This window comes from Haliscomenobacter sp., assembly GCF_033763495.1.
In the GTDB taxonomy this organism is placed as follows: domain Bacteria; phylum Bacteroidota; class Bacteroidia; order Chitinophagales; family Saprospiraceae; genus Haliscomenobacter.
Map to the genome: position 1 here is coordinate 50,046 of NZ_JANRKL010000167.1, position 19,100 is coordinate 69,145.

At 48.0% G+C, this 19,100-nt stretch carries 18 protein-coding genes; 11 read left to right on the plus strand and 7 right to left on the minus strand.

All coding sequences use genetic code 11. The annotated features are described in order from the left end of the window. Nucleotides 1-178 precede the first annotated feature (178 nt). The 3 genes from SFV55_RS17920 to SFV55_RS17930 all read left to right on the plus strand — a co-directional run bounded on the left by SFV55_RS17920 (nucleotide 179) and on the right by SFV55_RS17930 (nucleotide 5,935). Nucleotides 179-3,163 (plus strand): TonB-dependent receptor, encoded by a 2,985-nt coding sequence (locus SFV55_RS17920; protein WP_320030907.1) that lies wholly within the window; start codon nucleotides 179-181, stop codon nucleotides 3,161-3,163. A gap of 38 nt (nucleotides 3,164-3,201) precedes the next feature. Then, a complete protein-coding gene (locus SFV55_RS17925) occupies nucleotides 3,202-4,794 on the plus strand; it encodes a RagB/SusD family nutrient uptake outer membrane protein (RefSeq protein ID WP_320030908.1) in 1,593 nt (530 codons plus the stop codon). A 103-nt stretch (nucleotides 4,795-4,897) separates the two neighbouring features. Next, nucleotides 4,898-5,935, plus strand: a complete 1,038-nt coding sequence (locus tag SFV55_RS17930; protein WP_320030909.1) for a SusE domain-containing protein — start codon at nucleotides 4,898-4,900, stop codon at nucleotides 5,933-5,935. A 134-nt stretch (nucleotides 5,936-6,069) separates the two neighbouring features. On the opposite strand, the gene SFV55_RS17935 is transcribed toward SFV55_RS17930, so the two are convergent. Continuing rightward, a complete protein-coding gene (locus SFV55_RS17935) occupies nucleotides 6,070-6,765 on the minus strand; it encodes a hypothetical protein (RefSeq protein WP_320030910.1) in 696 nt (231 codons plus the stop codon). Nucleotides 6,766-7,451: 686 nt separating this feature from the next. Here SFV55_RS17935 and SFV55_RS17940 point away from each other — a divergent pair. The 7 genes from SFV55_RS17940 to SFV55_RS17970 all read left to right on the plus strand — a co-directional run bounded on the left by SFV55_RS17940 (nucleotide 7,452) and on the right by SFV55_RS17970 (nucleotide 13,359). Further along, nucleotides 7,452-7,763, plus strand: coding sequence for a helix-turn-helix domain-containing protein (locus tag SFV55_RS17940; protein WP_320030911.1), 312 nt, complete (start codon nucleotides 7,452-7,454; stop codon nucleotides 7,761-7,763). 177 nt (nucleotides 7,764-7,940) lie between these two features. Next, nucleotides 7,941-8,795: a helix-turn-helix domain-containing protein gene (locus SFV55_RS17945; protein WP_320030912.1), complete on the plus strand. Its 855-nt coding sequence runs from the start codon at nucleotides 7,941-7,943 to the stop codon at nucleotides 8,793-8,795. Nucleotides 8,796-8,880: 85 nt separating this feature from the next. Beyond that, entirely contained in the window at nucleotides 8,881-9,708 is an 828-nt protein-coding gene (locus tag SFV55_RS17950; protein WP_320030913.1) for an MBL fold metallo-hydrolase, read from the plus strand. Between the two features lie 24 nt (nucleotides 9,709-9,732). Continuing rightward, nucleotides 9,733-10,455 carry a hypothetical protein gene (locus tag SFV55_RS17955; RefSeq protein ID WP_320030914.1) on the plus strand — a complete coding sequence of 241 codons (723 nt, stop codon included), beginning with the start codon at nucleotides 9,733-9,735 and terminating at the stop codon, nucleotides 10,453-10,455. A 5-nt stretch (nucleotides 10,456-10,460) separates the two neighbouring features. Next, nucleotides 10,461-10,877: an ester cyclase gene (locus tag SFV55_RS17960; protein ID WP_320030915.1), complete on the plus strand. Its 417-nt coding sequence runs from the start codon at nucleotides 10,461-10,463 to the stop codon at nucleotides 10,875-10,877. A gap of 28 nt (nucleotides 10,878-10,905) precedes the next feature. Next, complete coding sequence (locus SFV55_RS17965) at nucleotides 10,906-11,649, plus strand: hypothetical protein (RefSeq protein WP_320030916.1); 744 nt, start codon at nucleotides 10,906-10,908, stop codon at nucleotides 11,647-11,649. A 597-nt stretch (nucleotides 11,650-12,246) separates the two neighbouring features. After that, entirely contained in the window at nucleotides 12,247-13,359 is a 1,113-nt protein-coding gene (locus SFV55_RS17970; RefSeq protein WP_320030917.1) for a DUF5009 domain-containing protein, read from the plus strand. 74 nt (nucleotides 13,360-13,433) lie between these two features. Here SFV55_RS17970 and metK read toward each other — a convergent pair whose 3' ends face one another. Beyond that, nucleotides 13,434-14,690, minus strand: a complete 1,257-nt coding sequence (gene metK, locus SFV55_RS17975; RefSeq protein ID WP_320030918.1) for a methionine adenosyltransferase — start codon at nucleotides 14,688-14,690, stop codon at nucleotides 13,434-13,436. Nucleotides 14,691-14,848: 158 nt separating this feature from the next. Here metK and SFV55_RS17980 point away from each other — a divergent pair, with 158 nt between their 5' ends. Continuing rightward, nucleotides 14,849-15,292, plus strand: a complete 444-nt coding sequence (locus tag SFV55_RS17980) for a nucleoside deaminase (protein WP_320030919.1) — start codon at nucleotides 14,849-14,851, stop codon at nucleotides 15,290-15,292. A gap of 22 nt (nucleotides 15,293-15,314) precedes the next feature. Here SFV55_RS17980 and SFV55_RS17985 read toward each other — a convergent pair whose 3' ends face one another. The 5 genes from SFV55_RS17985 to rpmF form a co-directional block, all read right to left on the minus strand. After that, nucleotides 15,315-16,064, minus strand: a complete 750-nt coding sequence (locus SFV55_RS17985; protein ID WP_320030920.1) for a hypothetical protein — start codon at nucleotides 16,062-16,064, stop codon at nucleotides 15,315-15,317. Nucleotides 16,065-16,447: 383 nt separating this feature from the next. Continuing rightward, nucleotides 16,448-17,071 (minus strand): fumarylacetoacetate hydrolase family protein, encoded by a 624-nt coding sequence (locus tag SFV55_RS17990; RefSeq protein WP_320030921.1) that lies wholly within the window; start codon nucleotides 17,069-17,071, stop codon nucleotides 16,448-16,450. A gap of 5 nt (nucleotides 17,072-17,076) precedes the next feature. Next, nucleotides 17,077-18,087 (minus strand): tryptophan--tRNA ligase, encoded by a 1,011-nt coding sequence (gene trpS / locus SFV55_RS17995; protein ID WP_320030922.1) that lies wholly within the window; start codon nucleotides 18,085-18,087, stop codon nucleotides 17,077-17,079. A 56-nt stretch (nucleotides 18,088-18,143) separates the two neighbouring features. Next, complete coding sequence (locus SFV55_RS18000) at nucleotides 18,144-18,527, minus strand: Rid family detoxifying hydrolase (protein ID WP_320030923.1); 384 nt, start codon at nucleotides 18,525-18,527, stop codon at nucleotides 18,144-18,146. Nucleotides 18,528-18,815: 288 nt separating this feature from the next. Further along, nucleotides 18,816-19,028 (minus strand): 50S ribosomal protein L32, encoded by a 213-nt coding sequence (gene rpmF, locus SFV55_RS18005; RefSeq protein WP_320030924.1) that lies wholly within the window; start codon nucleotides 19,026-19,028, stop codon nucleotides 18,816-18,818. Between the last annotated feature and the right edge of the window lie 72 nt (nucleotides 19,029-19,100).

Sequence of the window (19,100 nt, forward strand, 5' to 3'; positions counted from 1 at the left end):
AACCCTGACATTCAAGTAGAAGAAAAATTAAATTATCAGAATTCAAATTAGAGGTTCCCATCCTCGAAAGTGGAACGCTTTTCAAACTTTCCTTCGGTACTTTCGCCACTAAGTCTATAAAAATTTTACAGACCCTTCTTTTTGTTTACAAAACTTCTATTTGATAAACCTATGTCTTATGACCAACTTAGACACACACTCCACTAGTCGGGTCGCAAGCAATGAACGATTTTACTTCATGCTTCGCCCCATGCTGTTTGTGGCCGCGTTTGTGCTGATGCTGAGCTCAGCCTATGCACAAATCACCGTAAATGGCACCATTACTTCCGAAGACCAACAGCCACTCATCGGTGCAACTGTGTTGGTAAAAGGCACTACCACCGGGGCAGTAACTGACCTCGATGGCAAGTTTACGGTCCAAGTACCCGATCAGAATGCCGTATTGGTAATTGGCTACACCGGATTTGCAGAACAACAAATTACCGTAGGTACGCAAACCCAGCTCAACATTGTGCTCAAGGTTGACATTCAACGTTTGAACGAATTAGTAGTCGTGGGTTATGGTTCGCAGAAAAAACGCGATGTGACGGGCTCGGTGACCAACATTTCCGAAAAAGACTTCATCAAAGGCAACATTGCCACTCCCGAACAATTGGTCAATGGCAAAATCGCCGGGGTACAAATCACTTCCAATGGTGGTGCACCAGGTGCAGGTAGCCGGATTCGCATCCGTGGGGGCTCTTCCCTGAACGCCAACAACGACCCGCTGATCGTGATCGATGGGGTGCCACTCGACAACACGGGGGTATCTGGCGCGGCCAACCCCCTGAGTTTCATCAACCCGAACGACATTGAAAACTTTACCATTCTGAAAGACGCTTCGGCGTCAGCGATTTATGGTTCCAGAGCCTCCAACGGGGTTATTCTGATTACCACCAAAAAAGGCAAAGCGGGCGATAAAATGCGGATCAATTTCAGTTCCGTATTGTCTTCTTCAGCCAAATCCGGGGTGATTGACGTATTGAGCGCCGAAGAATTCCGCGCCATTGTGAATGAAAGAGGCACCGCGGCACAAAAAGCTTTGTTGGGCGAATCCAGCACCAACTGGCAGGACCAGATTTACCAAACCGCATTCAGCCACGACAACAACTTAAGCGTGACAGGCTCATTCAAAAATTTGCCTTACCGCGCCTCCGTTGGTTTTATGGACCAAAACGGTATCCTCAAAACCAGCAACATGAATCGTTTGTCAGGATCGCTTGGCATCAATCCTTCTTTTTTTGACAAACACCTCAAAGTAGATGTGAACCTGAAAGGGACTTCGATCAACAACCGTTTTGCCAACCAGGGCGCGATCGGCTCTGCGGTGGTTTTTGATCCTACTCAACCTATCCGCAGTGGCAGCGATGTCCTGGGAGGTTATTTTGAATTTTTAGACCCAGCCACCAAAAATCCCAATACGCTGGCTCCGCGTAACCCCTTGGCATTGCTCAACCAACGCAGCGACGAGAGCACCGTGGGCCGGATCATTGGCAACGTGGTATTGGATTACAAATTCCACTTCCTGCCTGAATTGCGCGCCAACCTGAACGTGGGCCTCGACCGCTCCAACAGCGAAGGCAACATCAACGTACCCGCAGGTGTGGGACAGTTTTTCTCCCGCGGCGGCCAGGTCGCAACATATACCCAGAACAAGAACAACAAAACGTTCGAGTTTTACCTGAACTACGTACGTGAATTTGGTGCCAACCGCGTCGACCTGATGGGTGGATACTCTTACCAGGACTTTATCCGGGAAAGCACCGATTTGGATAAAAACCAGCAGGGAGAAGTATTCAACGACGTATTTTTCAAAACCCAAAATACACTGGTGTCCTTTTACACCCGTTTGAATTATGCCTTGAAAGAGCGTTACCTCTTGACTTTCACCTTGCGTCGTGACGGTTCCAGCCGCTTCAGCCCGGACACCCGTTGGGGTACCTTCCCATCGGCTGCTTTTGCCTGGAAAATCAACGAAGAAGGTTTCATGCAAGGCAGCAACTTGTTCTCCAACCTGAAATTGCGCCTGGGTTACGGGGTTACTGGTCAGCAGGATGTAGGTAGCGATTACCCTTATCTGTCGCGCTACACACCTAGTGAGCCTACTGCGCAGTACCAGTTTGGCAACGATTTCTACGCTACGCTGCGCCCCGAAGGATATGACGCCAACATCAAGTGGGAACAAACCGAAACCCTGAACGCTGGTATTGACTGGGCCATTCGTAGTGGCCGGGTATCTGGTGCGATTGACGTGTATTCCCGCAAAACCAAGGACTTGTTGAGTGTAATCCCCGTACCTGCGGGCTCCAACCTCACCAACCAAATCCTGACCAACGTAGGGAACATCGAAAACAGCGGGGTAGAATTCACCTTGAATACCCGTTTGATTGAAAAAGAAGACCTGAGCTGGGACTTTGGTTTCAACGTAACCTTCAACCAAAATGAAGTAACCAACCTGACCAAAGTACCGAATCCCAACTACCAAGGGGTACAAGTGGGTGGTATTTCCGGTGGTGTCGGTAACACGGTTCAGATCCATACCGTTGGTTACCCAACTTTCGCTTACTTCCTGAACAAGCAGGTGTATGACGAAAATGGCAAACCAGTAGAAGGCTTGTACGCCGACCTGAATGGCGATGGCTTGGTCAACCTCGACGACCGCTACCGCTACAAGCAGGCTGATCCACGTTTGTTCCTGGGGATCAACTCTCAGGTGAACTACAAGGATTTTAGCTTGAGCTTTGTACTGCGTGGCAACTTTGACAACTACGTCTACAACAACGTTTTGTCCAACAATGCCACCTTCCGCGGCTTGACAGGTACCAACAACTATTTGCTGAACCTGTCTCCCAATGTGTTACAAACGGGCTTTGCGAACAACCAGTACTTCTCCGATTATTACGTAGAAAATGGTTCCTTCCTGCGCCTGGATAACCTGACTTTGGGCTACAACCTGAAAGGGCTGCTCGGCGGCAGCAGCAACACCCAGATTTCCTTGATTGGGCAAAACCTGTTTACAATCACCAAGTATTCTGGTCTTGATCCTGAAGTTGCGGGCGGTATCGACAATAACATCTATCCACGCCCACGCATTTTGTCCTTCGGATTGAATGTCAGCTTCTAATGAGTAAACGGTTTTTGACCAAAACAAAAATGAATCCAATGAAAAAGCAATTTTTCAAAAACAGCATAAAATTGGGAATCCTGGCGTTTTTTGTGGCCTTGAGTTCCTGCACCAAAGACCTGGATCGTACCCCCTTTGTGGAGGTGACTTCGGCTACGGTCTACAAGGATTTTAGCAATTACAAACAAATCCTCGCAAAGGTATACGCGGGTTTGGCGGTGAGTGGCCAGCAAGGCCCGGCCGGACGCCCCGACATCAGTGGCATCGACGAGGGTTTCAGCACCTACCTGCGCCAGTACTGGAAAGCGCAGCAATTGCCAACCGATGAGGCCGTAATTGGCTGGAACGACGGCAGTTTGCCCGATTACCACGATATGGACTGGACTTCCGGCAACGAGTTCATCACCGCGATGTACAACCGGATTTTTTACCAAATCACTTTGTGCAACGAGTTCATTCGCGAAACCACCGATGCCAAACTCAGCGAACGTGGCATCAGCGGCGAGAACCTGACGCAAGCCAAAATCTTCCGCGCCGAAGCGCGTTTCTTGCGGGCCCTAAGCTATTACCATGCCCTGGATATGTACGGAAGTGTACCTTTTGTAACGGAGGCCGATGCAGTGGGTTCATTCCTGCCTCGCCAGGCGAGCCGCACCGAGTTGTTCAGCTATGTGGAGTCGGAATTGAAAGCGATTGAAAATGAATTGCTGGATGCCCGCAAGAACGAATATGGTCGTGCTGATAAGGGTGCTGCCTGGGCGCTGCTGGCCAAATTGTACCTGAACGCTGAAACCTACATTGGTGCAGCCAAATACACCGAATGCATCACTTATTGCAACAAAGTAACGGCTGCCAGCTATGCTTTGGAAAGCGATTACAATAAATTGTTCCTGACCGACAACAACAAGTCCAGCGAAATGATTTTCCCGATCACTTTCGACGGCACCCGCACCAAAACCTGGGGCGGTATGACCTTCCTGGTACACGCCGGGGTAGGGGGCAACATGAACCCCGCCGACTTTGGCATCAATGGCGGCTGGAGTGGCTTGCGTACCACCAAAGCACTGGTGGAAAAATTCAGCGACATCACCGGGGCTACCGATCGCCGGGCCATGTTCCACACCAATGGTCAAAAACTGGACATCAGCGACATTTTTACCTTCAACGATGGTTACGCCATCACGAAATACCGCAACGTTAGTTCAACGGGGGTAAAAGGTACCGATACTGAAGGCAACTTCCCGGATACCGACTTCCCGATGTTCCGCCTCGCCGATGTTTACCTGATGTACGCAGAAGCAACCCTGCGCGGTGGCCAGGGAGGCAGTCAGGCTACGGCGCTGCAATACGTCAATGCCTTGCGCCAACGTGCTTACAAAGGCGCTACGGGCAACGTGACTTCCATCAGTCTGGATTTCATCCTTGATGAACGTGCCCGGGAATTGTACTGGGAGGCTCACCGCCGGACGGATTTGATCCGCTTCAAAAAATTCACGGGTAGTGCTTACCTCTGGCCCTGGAAAGGTGGCGTGAAAGATGGACGTTCGGTACCAGATCACCTGGTTTTGTTCCCCATTCCGGCTTCCGATTTGGTGGCGAATCCGAATTTGAGTCAAAACAATGGCTACTAAATCAGTTGAGAAGTTGAGGAGTTTAGAAGTTTGGCTACCGCCTGCGACACTCTCCCCTCAACTTCTCAACCCCTCAACTTTTCAACATAAAAAATAAATGACCATGAAAAACTGGTTTTCAAAAATATTTCCCATCATACTCATCATGGCCATTGTGAGCTGTGAAAAAGATGAACAACGTTTGGTGGTTATTCCGGGAGCTGCGCCCGTATTGAGCGCATCTACCGCTACTCCTGCCTTGAAACTGGAAGATGCCAGCAAAGAGGCCGTAAAATTTACCTGGACTGCTGCCGATTTCAACTACCCGGCTGGGGTGACTTACACTTTGCAGTTGGCTAAAAAAGGCACCGATTTTAAAGAGAGTGTAGACTTCAATGCAGGTCCAGCGCTCAGCAAAACCTATACCGTAGCCGACCTCAATACCGCCTTGTTGCGCCTGGGGATTGGTGCAGGTAGCCTGGGACAGTTGGATGTACGGGTAAAAGCGGCGGTGAATGCCAATGTTGCGACTTTGGTTTCTGGTACAACTTCGGTTTCGGCTACTCCCTATCTCGTGATCATTCAATACCCATCTTTGTACGTACCTGGCGGTTATCAGGGCTGGTCACCAGACAAAGCACCCAAACTCGCTTCCGTTAAAGACAACAAGATTTACGAAGGTTACGTGAACTTTGGCGATGCTTCTGAGTTTAAGTTTACGGACGCACCAAACTGGAACAACGGCATCTTTGGTGACCAGGGCGATGGCACCACCAAAAAGATCGCTTCCCCCGGCAACAACTTCAAAGTGCCCAGCGCTGGCTACTACCTGCTCAAGGCAGATTTGAACGACAAAAGCTGGGATGCCATCAAAACCTCCTGGGGCTTGATTGGCTCGGGAACTCCCGGTGGCTGGGGCTCGGATACCGATATGGTATTCAATGCTGCTACCGGAACCTGGTCGCTCACCGTAAACCTCACTGCCGACGAAATCAAATTCCGCGCCAACGACGATTGGGCCATCAATTTTGGGGACACCAAAGCGGATGGATTTCTGGAGTACGGAGGTGATAACATCAAAGTGCCTGCGGCGGGTAACTACACGGTTACACTTAACCTGAGTATCGGCGGGAATTATAGCTATACGCTGAAGAAGAATTAATTGTTTATTGTTTAAGATTGGTAAGTAAGAATGCGGGGGTTCTCGAACGGTGTTCGGGAACCCTTTTTTGATTGAAAATTATTTAACTCTTCAAATCAAAAGAGACAGACAATTAAAGGGGAATACTTGATATTTCAAACGGTCAATGTCTTCAATAACAAATAGCCTTTTTGGACATCACCGCTGATGCCGTCGGCCATGTTCAGTGCGAGGCTGTCGCGGAAGATATTGTCCCTGTCGTTGCTGGTATCGGCCTTACCCAGGTACTTTGGCGTGGCATACACCGTCGAGTTCACATCCTCCGGGAAGGCGATTTGACTCACCACCAGCGAGTTTTCATTTTTGTCCAACACTTCTACATGGATATGCGGCGCACGGCCTCGGTACCAACCAGGGTAGATGCTTTCGAAGCTTACTTTGCCGTCTTTGTCGGTGATCTGACGGCCCCGGCAAAAGTGTTCGTGGCGGTGATCCTCCGCCTGCATCCTCATACCACCGTACTCGGAGTAGGCACCGTGGGCGTCACAATGCCACACATCCACGAAAACACCGGGTAGTGGTTTGCAATTATTTTTTTGGGAAAGGACAGTGAGGGTCATGGTCATGGCCACGCCCGGCCTGTCCACTGCAATGTTGCGTTTAAGTAATGAACTTGAGTCGTGGTTGGGAAAAGGGCCGACCGTTTCTATGGGTGAAGGTTCGCAACCTGTGCCACTGGTGGTTAACTGTTTTGGCTCGTTTACATTTTCTGAAATGCTCAGGATAGCTGGCAGCCCGGCGGCAGTACCAAGGCCAAGAGCTGCTTTTTTTAGAAATTGCTTGCGATTCATGGTGATGAGGGTTTTTGACTGGTGATGGGAAATATTGATGAATCAGGATGACGGTGATTTTGGGAACAACTGAACGAATATGATGGTCTGCTTACAAGCTATTGAACACCATACATTTCTTCAAATATCAGGTTTTATTTTTGAAGGAGTGGGGGGGAAAGGGGGATTTTGTGAAAATAGATGGTTGGGCCGGCAAATGGGGTAATTTAGTACTCACATTACGCAGAGCAATTCATCAACTTCTGAAGTAACTAAAGATGATCATCACTGATACATAATGCGATTTCAATTTAACCGTAGTTTTTTACCGCAGAGTTTCACCGAGTACACGCAGAGTTTCACGGAGTTTTTTAGTTTTAGGAGTTTGCCACCTGCGGCGGCTGGAGTTTGTGTGCTAGGAAAATCTTGCTTAAGATCAAGCCAAGAATGATAGGACTTGATAAAAAGTAAAGACCCAAGCTTCAGCAAAGGCGACCTCCGTGTACTCTTCGCACCGCAGGTGCTCCTAAAAAAACTCCGTGAAACTCTGCGTGTACTCGGTGAAACTCTGCGGTAAATAAAATGCGTAATGTGAGTTAGTAAGCAAACTAGGGCGAGCGCGTGAAGCCACCCCGATTCAGAAGCTAAACGAACGGGGTTCGGGAACCTCTTTTTTGTTGGGTGTGTTTTGTCAATTGAATTTTACGATGATACCATTGAATGCACTGAAATTTTTAGCAAGGTTACTCAAGGAAATAAGCCAGGGAAGGCTGGGTTCAATGCTACCCTCGGCTACGGAAATGACTACCCAAGCCGCGGCAGACTTGCTGGGCTGCTCAAGGCCTCATTTGGTCAAATTGCTGGATTCTGGGGAGATTCCTTTTGTAAAAGTGGGTCGGCATCGTAGAATTAAATACGAGGATCTATTGGGGTACAAAAAGAAAATGAAAAAACTGCAAGAATCCCTTTTGACGGAGATGATGGAAGGGGATGAGGAGGCGGGGTTGTATGATTTATAGATTTAGTTTCGTGCTCATTTGGAAAATTAGAGCTATGTGTATATTTTGTGGGTAAGGTTGTGTTACGGTGTGCAACCTAAAAATAAAATGTGCCGACTAAGCAGAAATCCACGCACCTTGGGGCGACTAAGTGAAAGGTGAAGTGCGGTAGTACCAACGACGTTAGCGGCAACAAAAATGGAAAAACTACATTTCGAACGCAATAAGTACGGCAAGGAACTCCTCATGGATGCCTGCAACGAAACCGAACTGGACATCGTGGCGGAAATTATGGTGCTTAATTTTTATACGCTCATTCTTTTAGAAAAAGGCAGCGGAACTTATTTTTTGAATACGGAAGAAATCCCATTCCATGACCAAATGGTGCTTTTTGTCAAGCCTGGACAAATCAATAAAGTAGACAAAGCCGTTTTTGAAAAGTGCCACCTGCTGTTTTTTGAGAGCGATTTTTTGGACGAGTTTTTCAATGATAAGGATTTTATATTCAGGTTCGGATTTTTCCACAGTAACCATAGCCCTCCCTACCTACCTATTGAAAATGCACAAGAATTCACCCATTTGAACAATATTGCCCGTGAAATTTGGACAGAAATCAAGAACCTCTCACAGGATAGCCACCACATACTTCGTTCCCAGATTTATTACCTGCTTGTGAAATTACACAGGGCATACAGCCAGCACTACGGTCAATCGAGGGACACCATGAAAGACCCCATAGTGCTCAAATTCTCCCGCCTTTTGGACAGGGAGGTGCGCAATAATCGTTCTGTGGAGCAGTTTGCCGAGCTGCTCGGCATCAGTCGGGTGCATTTGAACAACCTCTGTCAGCGGCATTTTTCAAAAACCGCCCACCAAATCATACGAGAGCGCACCCTTGCCGAAATCAAAAAGGAAATCCGCTACACCGCCAAAGACTTTTCCGAAATCGCCTACGAGTTCAATTTTTCAGCACCTCCGCATTTCGCCCGCTTTTTCAAGCAGATGACGGGGGAGTCGCCATTGACCTTCCGGGAGCAGTTATCAAAATGGTAAGATATTTTTCAAACGGGTAAAATTTCCGCCCCTACTAGCCGCCACCTTTGCAGCATTAATTTTTCATCAAGAAAATGCTGCAATAATGGACAAATACAACTCGACTACTTTAGTCATTAAGGATTTTCAAGGTGTGAAAATCCACAGTTTCATTTCGCCCTACCCGTATGCCGCCAATGCCACACATGTTATCGAAACGGCGCACGAATTGGTGGTGGTGGACACGCAGTTCCTTAACCCGATGGCGCAGGGGTTTCGGGCTTATGTGGACAGCCTCGGCAAGCCCGTTAATCGGATTTTTATCTCGCATGGTCACCCCGATCACTATTTCGGGCTGGCATCGGCGTTTTCAGATTGTAATGCCTATTCACTGGCTGGTGTGAACCAAATCATCGCGGAATGGGGCCCGCAGATGATTAAAAATCAGAAACCCACTTTTGGCGATTTGATACCCGATGCCATGTTGGTGCCACAACACAGCGTTGCGCCAGATACCTCCGAGGTCATTGATGGTTTGACCTACGCGTACGAAGTAGTGGAAGGCGCCGAATCTGAGGCTCAACTCCTTATCAAGTTGCCCGAACTGGGCACCGTCATCGCCCAGGATTTGGTGTACAGCGGTGTGCACATCTGGCTGGGCATGGGCTGGTTTGAAAAATGGGCTACCGAACTCCAACGGCTCGCCGATACAGAAGGCTATGACTATATCCTTGCCGGACATGGCTTGCCCTGCACCAAGGACGAAATCCACAACAATATCCGCTACATCCAAACTGCACAACGGCTTTTTGAGGATGGTTTGGGAAAGGACGCTTTTAAAGCCCGATTGCTCGAAGCCTACCCGCACCGGGAATCGCCTATGATGTTCGACCTCTACCTTGGCTTCCTATTCGGAGAAATGGGTAGCCATTAATTAAACTTTAAACAAATTCAGACAATGAGATACTTCGTTTTTATCCCATTCATCAGCATTTTAGCCAGTTGTTCCCCCGTTAAAAAAGGGCTTTTAAACGACCCTCAATCTCCCGTTTTTGAAATTGCTGTGCGCAAGGTCAAAGATGGCATGAAGGAGGATTTTACCGCCCGCAGAGCCAACTTCATCACCGCCCTCAAAGCTCAGGACGGGGTGAGCAACGACCGGGAATTCCAGTCTTTTTATGCCCTGCCCGAACCTGACAAGCAAGAAGTGTTCATCGGCATGACGCAGTACGCCACCGGCCAAACCGTAGGTAAGGTGCAGGGCAAAGTGCTGGGCAAGTTCATGAAATTCGCCAAAACAATGGATTTGAAAGCCTACGTCTTTGTGCAGCCGATAGAGGGCGGTACATTCGATTTGGGCGAACTCGCCGCCAAACCCGGACAGGTGCTGGAGCTTGCGGTGCGCCGTGTAAAACCCGGGCAGGAAGCCAATTTCCAATCCTCCCGCAAGGCATTTGTCAACTGGCTCAACGGGCAGGCTGGCGTAGCAGGCAGTTGGGAATTTAAAGTGGTGGGAGGCAAAGACGTGGAAGGGCTTACGGTAGGTATGTCGGTTTATGAAAGCCAGGAAGCCTTCCAGGCCATTGCGGGCAAGGTGCAGTCGCTGCCCGAAGCAGGTACTTATTTCTCCACCTTCGAGCCTGTTGCGTTGCAATATGCAGTTTCTGCCAACAACCAATAAATAGGATGACAGAAAAGCACAAAGAAATTGCCCGCTTTATTTCGCAAAAAGTGGTCAATGAAAAAGATTACACACCCATTGACGAATACCTGACCGACGATTATGTCTATCACGGTTTGGGGGGCATGACAGCGCATACGCCGCAGGGCTTTAAAGTAGCCATCGCAGGATTTCACGCAGCCATCCCTGATTTGAAATCGGAAATATTGGACATGGTTGCCGAAGGCGACCGTTTGGTACTTCGCTTTCACTTTACGGGCACCCATCAGGGCGAGTTTCTGGGCTTTCCGGCGAGCGGTGCCCGGCTGCATTTCGAAGGCATGATTATGTGCCGTTTTGTGGATGGCAAAGTGGCGGAAGACTGGGATTATTTTGATTTCCCAACTGTCGTGGCACAGATTCAATCACAATTAAAATCATGACTTTTTCAACGAAAAAATCAATTTCCCAATGAAGAATTTTGCATTAATGCTATTGGCGTTTTTTAGTCTTTCCATCCTGGGTTGCGACAAAGACGAAAACACGCCCACCGACAAAACCGACGATGTGGTGGAAATCGCTATCCGTCAAGTAAAAGCTGGGAAACTTACTACTTTCGAGCAAGCCCGTACTAATTTCATCAACTTACTTACCAAACAGGAAGGTGCCTCGAACGACCGGGAATATGCCTCCTTTTTCCACTTCAACCCGGCACAGGACCCTACCCGCCCGGTCTATATCGGCATGACCCAATATGAAGACCTCGCCACCTTTCATAAAGTCGGCAACGACATTGGCACTTCAGCAGAAGCGGGGGCATTTTTCAGTACCTTCGATGCCTTGGTATTCACTGCCATGAAACCCAAGGTGGCAGGCACGGCAGTGGATTTGAGCCAGGTGGCCAAGTCGGGGCAAATCTTGGAAGTAGCGGTGCGCAATCTTTCCCTATACCCCAATTTCAACCGAGCAGATTATGAAGCCAAATTGGGCGCATTCTTGGCGGTGCTGGCGCAACAAACGGGCCGCATAGCTGAATATCAGTGGGTGTCTGCTCTCGATCCCAACATCGTAGTAGGCATGACGGTGTATCAAAGCCAGCAGGCATTTTTCAACATCGCTGGCAATCCTGGCTTTTCCAGTCATCCCGACGTAGCGGCGTTTTTTGCTGCCTATCCGCCGAATATGGGTGGCGAGGTAAGCACAGTGGTGAAATAAATGGGTTTCTTTTACAAAAAAATCGGGCAGTTGAATATCTGACCCGATTTTTTTTATTTCGCTGCCTAATAAAGCATGGTCAAACATGGCGGCTTTAGCCCAACCCGCAAAGCCAACGCTTGCCGCCACGGCACCCATGAAACCGCTGCTGTGCTCCCTCCACCAGAATAAACCTCTCCAAGAAATAACCAAACTCCCCCAAAAGTGTTTCTCTTGCAATAGAAATCAAACAATAAATCAGGTATGATAATAGCCAATCCTGTCAACAGCTTTTCATTTTCCATCCCCTAAAAAGCAAACAACTTATCCATCGGAACCTAATTGTCCACATCCTCCAGATAATATTTGTTTTTGAAGGCGAATTAAGTCGTCAGAAGGGTAGTAGTAAAGCTCCAAAATCTGCTTAATTTGAAGAAATCGCCCTTGTTTGACCCCATTTCTTCAAAAATAGAAATGGATAATTGAAGAAATGTGCCCAAAAAAGCCCGATTTCTTCAAAAAAGCCCCCCTCCAAATTCTTCCATTATTTTGAGCCCCTTCTTTATCACCACTCAAATATTCCGTTTAACTTCACCCTACCAAAAAACGCACTGGTTTATGACGACGACAACACCTACCACCCAGCGGCTCTACTCCCTGGACGCCCTACGCGGCTTTGATATGTTCTGGATCATGGGGGCTGAAGCCATTTTTCACAGCATGGCCGAGGCTAGCCCCACCCCCTTTTGGGAGGCCATTGCTGGGCAATTGACCCACCCGGACTGGCATGGATACACCCTTTACGACAATATTTTCCCACTCTTTTTATTCCTGGCTGGGGTAGCGACCCCTTACTCGGTGGGGCGGGATCTGGAAAAGGGAACCCCTCGACAGCAGTTGTTGCTGCGCGTGATTCGGCGGGGGCTGCTGCTGGTGTTGCTGGGTGTGATTTACAACAATGGACTGGTGTTGAAGCCCCTCGCAGAGATTCGTTTCCCCAGCGTATTGGGGCGGATAGGTTTGGCCTACATGTTTGCCAACATCATTTACCTCTACACCAAACAAATGGGGCAAATCATCTGGTTTGTGGCTTTGCTGATCGGGTATTGGCTGCTACTGGCCCTGAATGCTGCTCCCGGCTTCCCCATGGGGGATATGACCATGGAAGGTAATTTTGCCTCGTATATCGATCGCCTGATCGTGCCCGGGCATTTGTACAAAGACATTCACGACCCAGAAGGATTGGTGAGTTGTATTCCGGCCATTGGTACAGCCCTATTGGGCATTTATTGCGGCAATCTGTTGAAGCATGGCACCATGAGTGGTTCGCGCAAAGCATTGCAAATGTTGATCATGGGGGTGGTATCCTTGATTTTGGCACAGGCCTGGAACCTGGTTTTTCCCATCAATAAAAACCTCTGGACGAGCTCCTTTGTGCTGCAAGCGGGAGGGGTGAGCTTATTGCTTTTGTCCTTGTTTTATTATGTGATCGATGTGCTGGGTTATCGCCGCTGGGCCTTCTTTTTTGCCATCATTGGGATGAACTCCATTTTGATTTATATGTCGGATGGCTTTATCGACTGGACTTTCACGGCGCAGGCTTTGTTTACGTGGCTGATGCAGTTGTTTAGTGAGCCTTACGCCGCGGTCGTATTGGCAACGATGGTGCTTTTGGTCAAATGGGGCTTTTTGTACTTTATGTATTTGAAGAAGGTGTTTTTGAGGGTTTAGCGCACAATTTTGAATAAAAAAAAAGCGACTGTCTCTTGCGAAACAGCCGCTTTTTTTATCGAATAATGGAAAGTTTACAGCCCAAAAGCTGCTTTAACTTTATCCACGTGATCCAGTTTCTCCCAGGTGAAGGTTTCCACTTCGTGTTCTACGAATTGGCCGGCACCATCGCGCAACTGGACTTTTTTAATTTCAGGCGTACGACCCATGTGGCCATAAGCAGCTGTTTCAGAGTAAATTGGCGTGCGCAGTTTCAAACGCTTTTCGATGGCGTAAGGACGCATGTCAAAAATATCCGCCACTTTTGCGGCAATCGCGCCATCGCTCAATTGTACTTTAGCAGTACCATTGGTGTTGATGTAGATGTTGGTTGGTTTGGCTACCCCGATGGCGTAAGAAACCTGTACCAGTACCTCATCACAAACCCCGGCAGCAACCAGGTTTTTGGCGATGTGGCGGGTAGCGTAAGCCGCAGAACGGTCTACTTTAGAGGGGTCTTTGCCAGAGAAGGCACCACCACCGTGGGCACCACGACCACCGTAAGTATCTACGATGATTTTGCGGCCAGTCAGACCAGTATCCCCGTGAGGACCACCGATTACGAACTTACCGGTTGGGTTGATGTGGTAGGTGATTTGATCGTTGAACAAGCCATGCAAACGCTCAGGTAGTTGAGCTTTCACCCGAGGAATCAGGATGTGAATGATGTCCTGGCGGATGCGGTTGAGCATGGTAGCGTCATCCGCAAAATCATCGTGCTGTGTAGAAACAACGATAGAGTCGATGCGGATGGGCTGATGATCGTCAGAGTATTCAATGGTTACCTGGCTTTTGGCATCTGGGCGCAGGTAAGGCATCAGGTCAGCATGCGTTTTGCGGATATTGGACAACTCCAGCAAAATGCGGTGGGAGAGGTCCAAAGGCAAAGGCATGTAATTGTCGGTTTCGTTGGTCGCATAACCGAACATCATACCCTGGTCGCCAGCTCCCTGATCTTCGGGGTTTTCGCGTTCTACCCCTTGGTTGATGTCGGGTGATTGTTCGTGGATGGCCGAAAGAATTCCACAAGAATTGGCCTCAAACATGTATTCCGACTTGGTGTACCCAATGCGGCGGATTACATCGCGAGCGATCTGCTGTACATCTAGGTATACTTTGGATTTGACTTCACCTGCAAGTACGACCTGACCAGTGGTTACCAGCGTTTCGCAAGCAACTTTGGAGCTGGAGTCAAACGCCAGGAAATGATCAATCAATGCATCGGAAATTTGATCGGCGATCTTGTCCGGATGCCCCTCAGATACAGATTCAGATGTGAATAAATAAGGCATGGTCTAATGATTATAGTAGATTATACTGGCGGAAAAAACCCTTCCTGAGTCCCCTTTCCACTAAAACGGTGCAAAAATAGGAATTGTCTGGATAAAAAGAAAATAAGTACATTCGTCATGGCAAATCAAAGATAAGATTCTTACAAAAGACCTTAATTATGCTACATTTTCGCGGAGATGAATACTTTATGCGTGAAGCACTCAGGGAAGCTCAACTGGCTTTTGATGAAGGCGAAATCCCGGTTGGCGCAGTAATCGCCTGTGAAAACCGCATCATAGCCCGCGGACACAATACCACCGAAAAATTATTGGATGTAACGGCACACGCTGAAATTTTGTCCATCACCGCTGCTTCCAATTACCTCAATAGCAAATACCTGCCGGATTGTACCTTATACGTTACCCTGGAGCCCTGTAACATGTGCGCCGGGGCGATTTTTTGGGCTCAAATGGGGCGTCTGGTCTATGGTGCCGGGGATGATAAGCGGGGATTTATGCGGATTGGGAAAGAATTGCTGCACCCCAAAACGACACTGGAATACGGGGTGTTACACGAGGAGTGCAGTGCGTTGCTGAAGGCGTTTTTTCAGAAGATGAGGTAGGGGGAGCAGGGCTCGACATTTTCTATTGCTCTTCAGGCAATTGATCAATCACGTTTTGAACGTCTTCTAGCGAAAGATTTAGAATGCTGGCAATTCTTTGAGCGTCAAGCCCCATTTGGAAAAGCTCAGGCACGGCATTTTTGAGCAACTCTTCATCCCGCATGGCTTCACCTTTTTCAATACCTTGCTCGATTCCTTTTTCGATACCCTGTTCGATGCCTTGTTCAATGCCCATGGCAAGCCCTTGTTCAATGCCTTGCCGCTTTAATTCTTCTTGAATAGCTTGTTCAATTCCCATAGGTTGATCTGCTTTGGTAACGATGATCAAATCTTTTTCAAATTTATCCCTTATTGCTGAATTTTCAAAATCTACATAAAGGGTTATAAAACTGATGATGGCTTTGACTTGATTTTTAGGCAGATTACGTCTCAACAAACGCCTGATCATGTCCAGTTTTAACTGAGCCAAGGCCTGCTCATCTTTAGGTTTGTTAATGTATTGCCAGGCTGCTTCCGTCACTGCGGCAAAGGGATTGGGGTCATTGGCCAGTTCTTCGGGTGAATGATCCAGTAGCACATAACTGTTAAATGTATAAACGACCTCGGAGCCCCAAAAACTCTCTCTAAATTCTACAAAGTGGAAATTCCGATTTCGATCGGTATAAATAGCCAGCCCAGTGACCAAACGCTGAAATTTGTCACGAATGCGATAGATGCACTCGTACATGCGTTGCGCAAAGTAGGGATCTCGATAAATAGTAAATTTTTTCATGAGAATTCTTTGGCAAGGGGAGGAAAGTGAGAATGTTCTTCCCCTTTTTAATCGTTCCCTAAGAGCGTTTGCAAAATCCGAAAGTGATTATGATTCATATATGAGGGGCGCTCCAATGAGTGAGCGCCCTTCTTTTTATTTGACATTAGTTGTTAAGCCCCAATCAGCCCTCCTTTTTCCAATTGCCTCTTCATTCACCACTATTAATCTCAGTCATTATGGAAGAATGGATCAAATCAGTAGTAATTCTGGTTTTTTGCTGGTGCTTTAGTGATATCCAGTTCTATGTGCGTACACAGTTGTTAGGAAGGGGAAAAAGCAAATAATTTCGCATCCGCAAGGTTGAGAAAGTGATTATGGGGCGATAAAAAAATAAGTGCTCATTACTTTATTTCACAAGTCAAAAACTGCTTATTCTCAGCTTTCAACTCGATAAACCCTTCCAAAGTATCCCCAACTTTCACTGGCCCAACGCCAGCAGGAGTGCCCGTATAAATAATGTCCCCCATCTGCAATTTGAAGAATTTGGACACATACACGATGATGTCTTCAAAGGAAAAAATTACATCCGCGGTGTCGCCCTTTTGAGCAGTTTCCCCATTTTTCTTCAATTCGAAATGAATGGATTTGGGGTCGGCGATTTGATCCATTGGAACAAAATCGCTCAACACGGCGGAGCCATCAAAGCCCTTAGCAATCTCCCAGGGTAAACCTTTGGCCTTACATTTGGACTGGATGTCCCGGGCGGTGAAGTCGATGCCGAAGGCAATTTCATTGTAGTACTCGTGGGCAAATTCTGGCTGCACATGGCGGCCATTTTTGCATACTTTCAGTACAATTTCCCCTTCGTAATGCAAGTCTTGGGTGAACTCGGGATAATAAAAAGGTTTGTCTCCCACCAACAGTGCTGAGGGAGGCTTCATGAAGACCACTGGATCTTCAGGTACTGCGTTGTTGAGTTCTTTGGCGTGTTCGGCATAGTTGCGTCCGATGCAGATGATTTTCATATGCTTTAATATTTGACGTTCATCAAACCTGATAGTTCTTTCACCTCTCGCAAGGTTTGTTGAGCCCGACGACGGATTTGCTCGGAAGAGGACTTGATTTCTTCCTTTACTTCCTTTTTGCGGGTATTGAGTTCGGCGCGTTTGTTGCGGACGGCTTCGGAAACTTCTACCAATGCTTCGGCAACGGCTTCTTTGAGTGGAGCGTACTTTAAAACACCTGCATCATAGTCCGCTTTGAGCGTCTGGAAGGCCTCCATCTTGCCACAGGCTTTGAGCAACTCAAACAGGTTTTTTACTCCAGGACTCATTTCTCCCCCGGTGTTCTCACCCGTATCGGTTACCGCTGAGCGCACCTGCTTGCGGATTTTATCACTGTCAGCAAACAAGCTGATGTAGTGCTTTTCACCGGCACTTTTGCTCATTTTTCGGTTGGGATCGGCAGTAGAAGTGATTTTGGTAAACTCAGTGAACAAGGGCTCCGGCATGATCAGGTACTCTTTACCCACCTGGTTGTTGAAGCGTTGGACGATGTTGCGGGCCAATTCCAGGTGTTGTTCCTGGTCTTTGCCCACCGGAACATAGTCGGCGCGGTAAATACAAATGTCCGCAGCTTGAAGCACGGGATAGTCCAACAAACCAGCAGAAATGAAGCCGTCTTCACCTTCGGAAGATGTTGCACTTTTATCCTTGAACTGGGTCATGCGCGACAATTGCCCGTAGGAGGCAAAACAGTTGAATATCCAGCACAACTCGGTGTGTTCAGGAACCAGCGACTGAATGAACAAATTATTGGGCGCAATGCCTACTGCCATGAGGTTGAAGATCAGTTCCCAGGTGTTTTCCCGCAATTTGATGGGGTTGTAGGGCATGGTCATGGCGTGGTAGTCCACTACGCCATACACGCATTCATAGGTTTCCTGGAGATCAACCCAGTTTTTTACGGCCCCAAAATAGTTGCCAAAATGCATGTCACCCGTAGGCTGGATGCAGGAGAGTACACGTTTTTTATCACTCATGATGCAGAAGTATAAAGCTTAGGCACAGAAACAAAATCAAGTTACATTTCAGTTCCCTAGTCGAATGCAGCAATAACGGAAATTTCTACATTGCCCCCTCTGGGTAGTGCGCTTACTTGCACCAACTCCCGGGCTGGGGCAGTAGCTTCATCAAAATAGGTGGCATACACTGCATTGATGCGGGCAAAATTGTTGATGTCTGTGACAAAAACCGAAGCTTTAACGATGTCTTTGAACGAAAGGCCTGCCTCGTCCAGAATGGCCTTGATGTTCAGCATTACCCGAGTGGTTTCTGCCTCAATGTTATCGGTGATGAGGACACCAGTAGCTGGATCCAGGGCGATTTGGCCTGAGGCATACAGGGTGTCATTGTGGATGATGGCCTGGCTGTAAGGGCCAACTGGATCGGGAGCCTTGTCTGTTTTGATGATTTTTTTCATGTCGTTTATCGTTGGTGCCCCGAATGTCCCACGAATAAATTCGTGGGTTAGGCGGTATATGGCCTCCCACGGATGAATCCGTGGGGTGGCGGGGATTGCGTGCGCTGTCGTACGCAACCCATGGCTTCAGCCGTGGGAGCGCACATGTGAAACAGCCCATGGATTTATCCGTGGGGATCCCGTGCGCCGTAGATTTATCCGTGGGATACAAGAAAAGCCCCACATCAAATCAACTGATGGGAGCTATTTTCTTATGGTCTCCATGGACGCGTCAGGTTATGGAGCTACTTATTGTTGCTCTTCTTCCTGTTCTTGTTCTTTTGACTGGATAAACATCTTGCCGCGGTAGAACATGTTACCTTCCGCGTCGAAATAAGCGCGGTGCATCAGGTGTTTCTCACCAGTGGTTTTACAAGTAGCTACGGTTGGCGCAACCGTTTTAAAGTGCGTTCTACGCTTATGCTTTCTCTGCTTCGATCCTCTACTCTTGGGATGTGCCATCGTTCCAAAATTTATCGGGAATCAATCCCGTTCGTTAGTGTTATTAATATTCAAATCTTTGAGGGCGCTCCA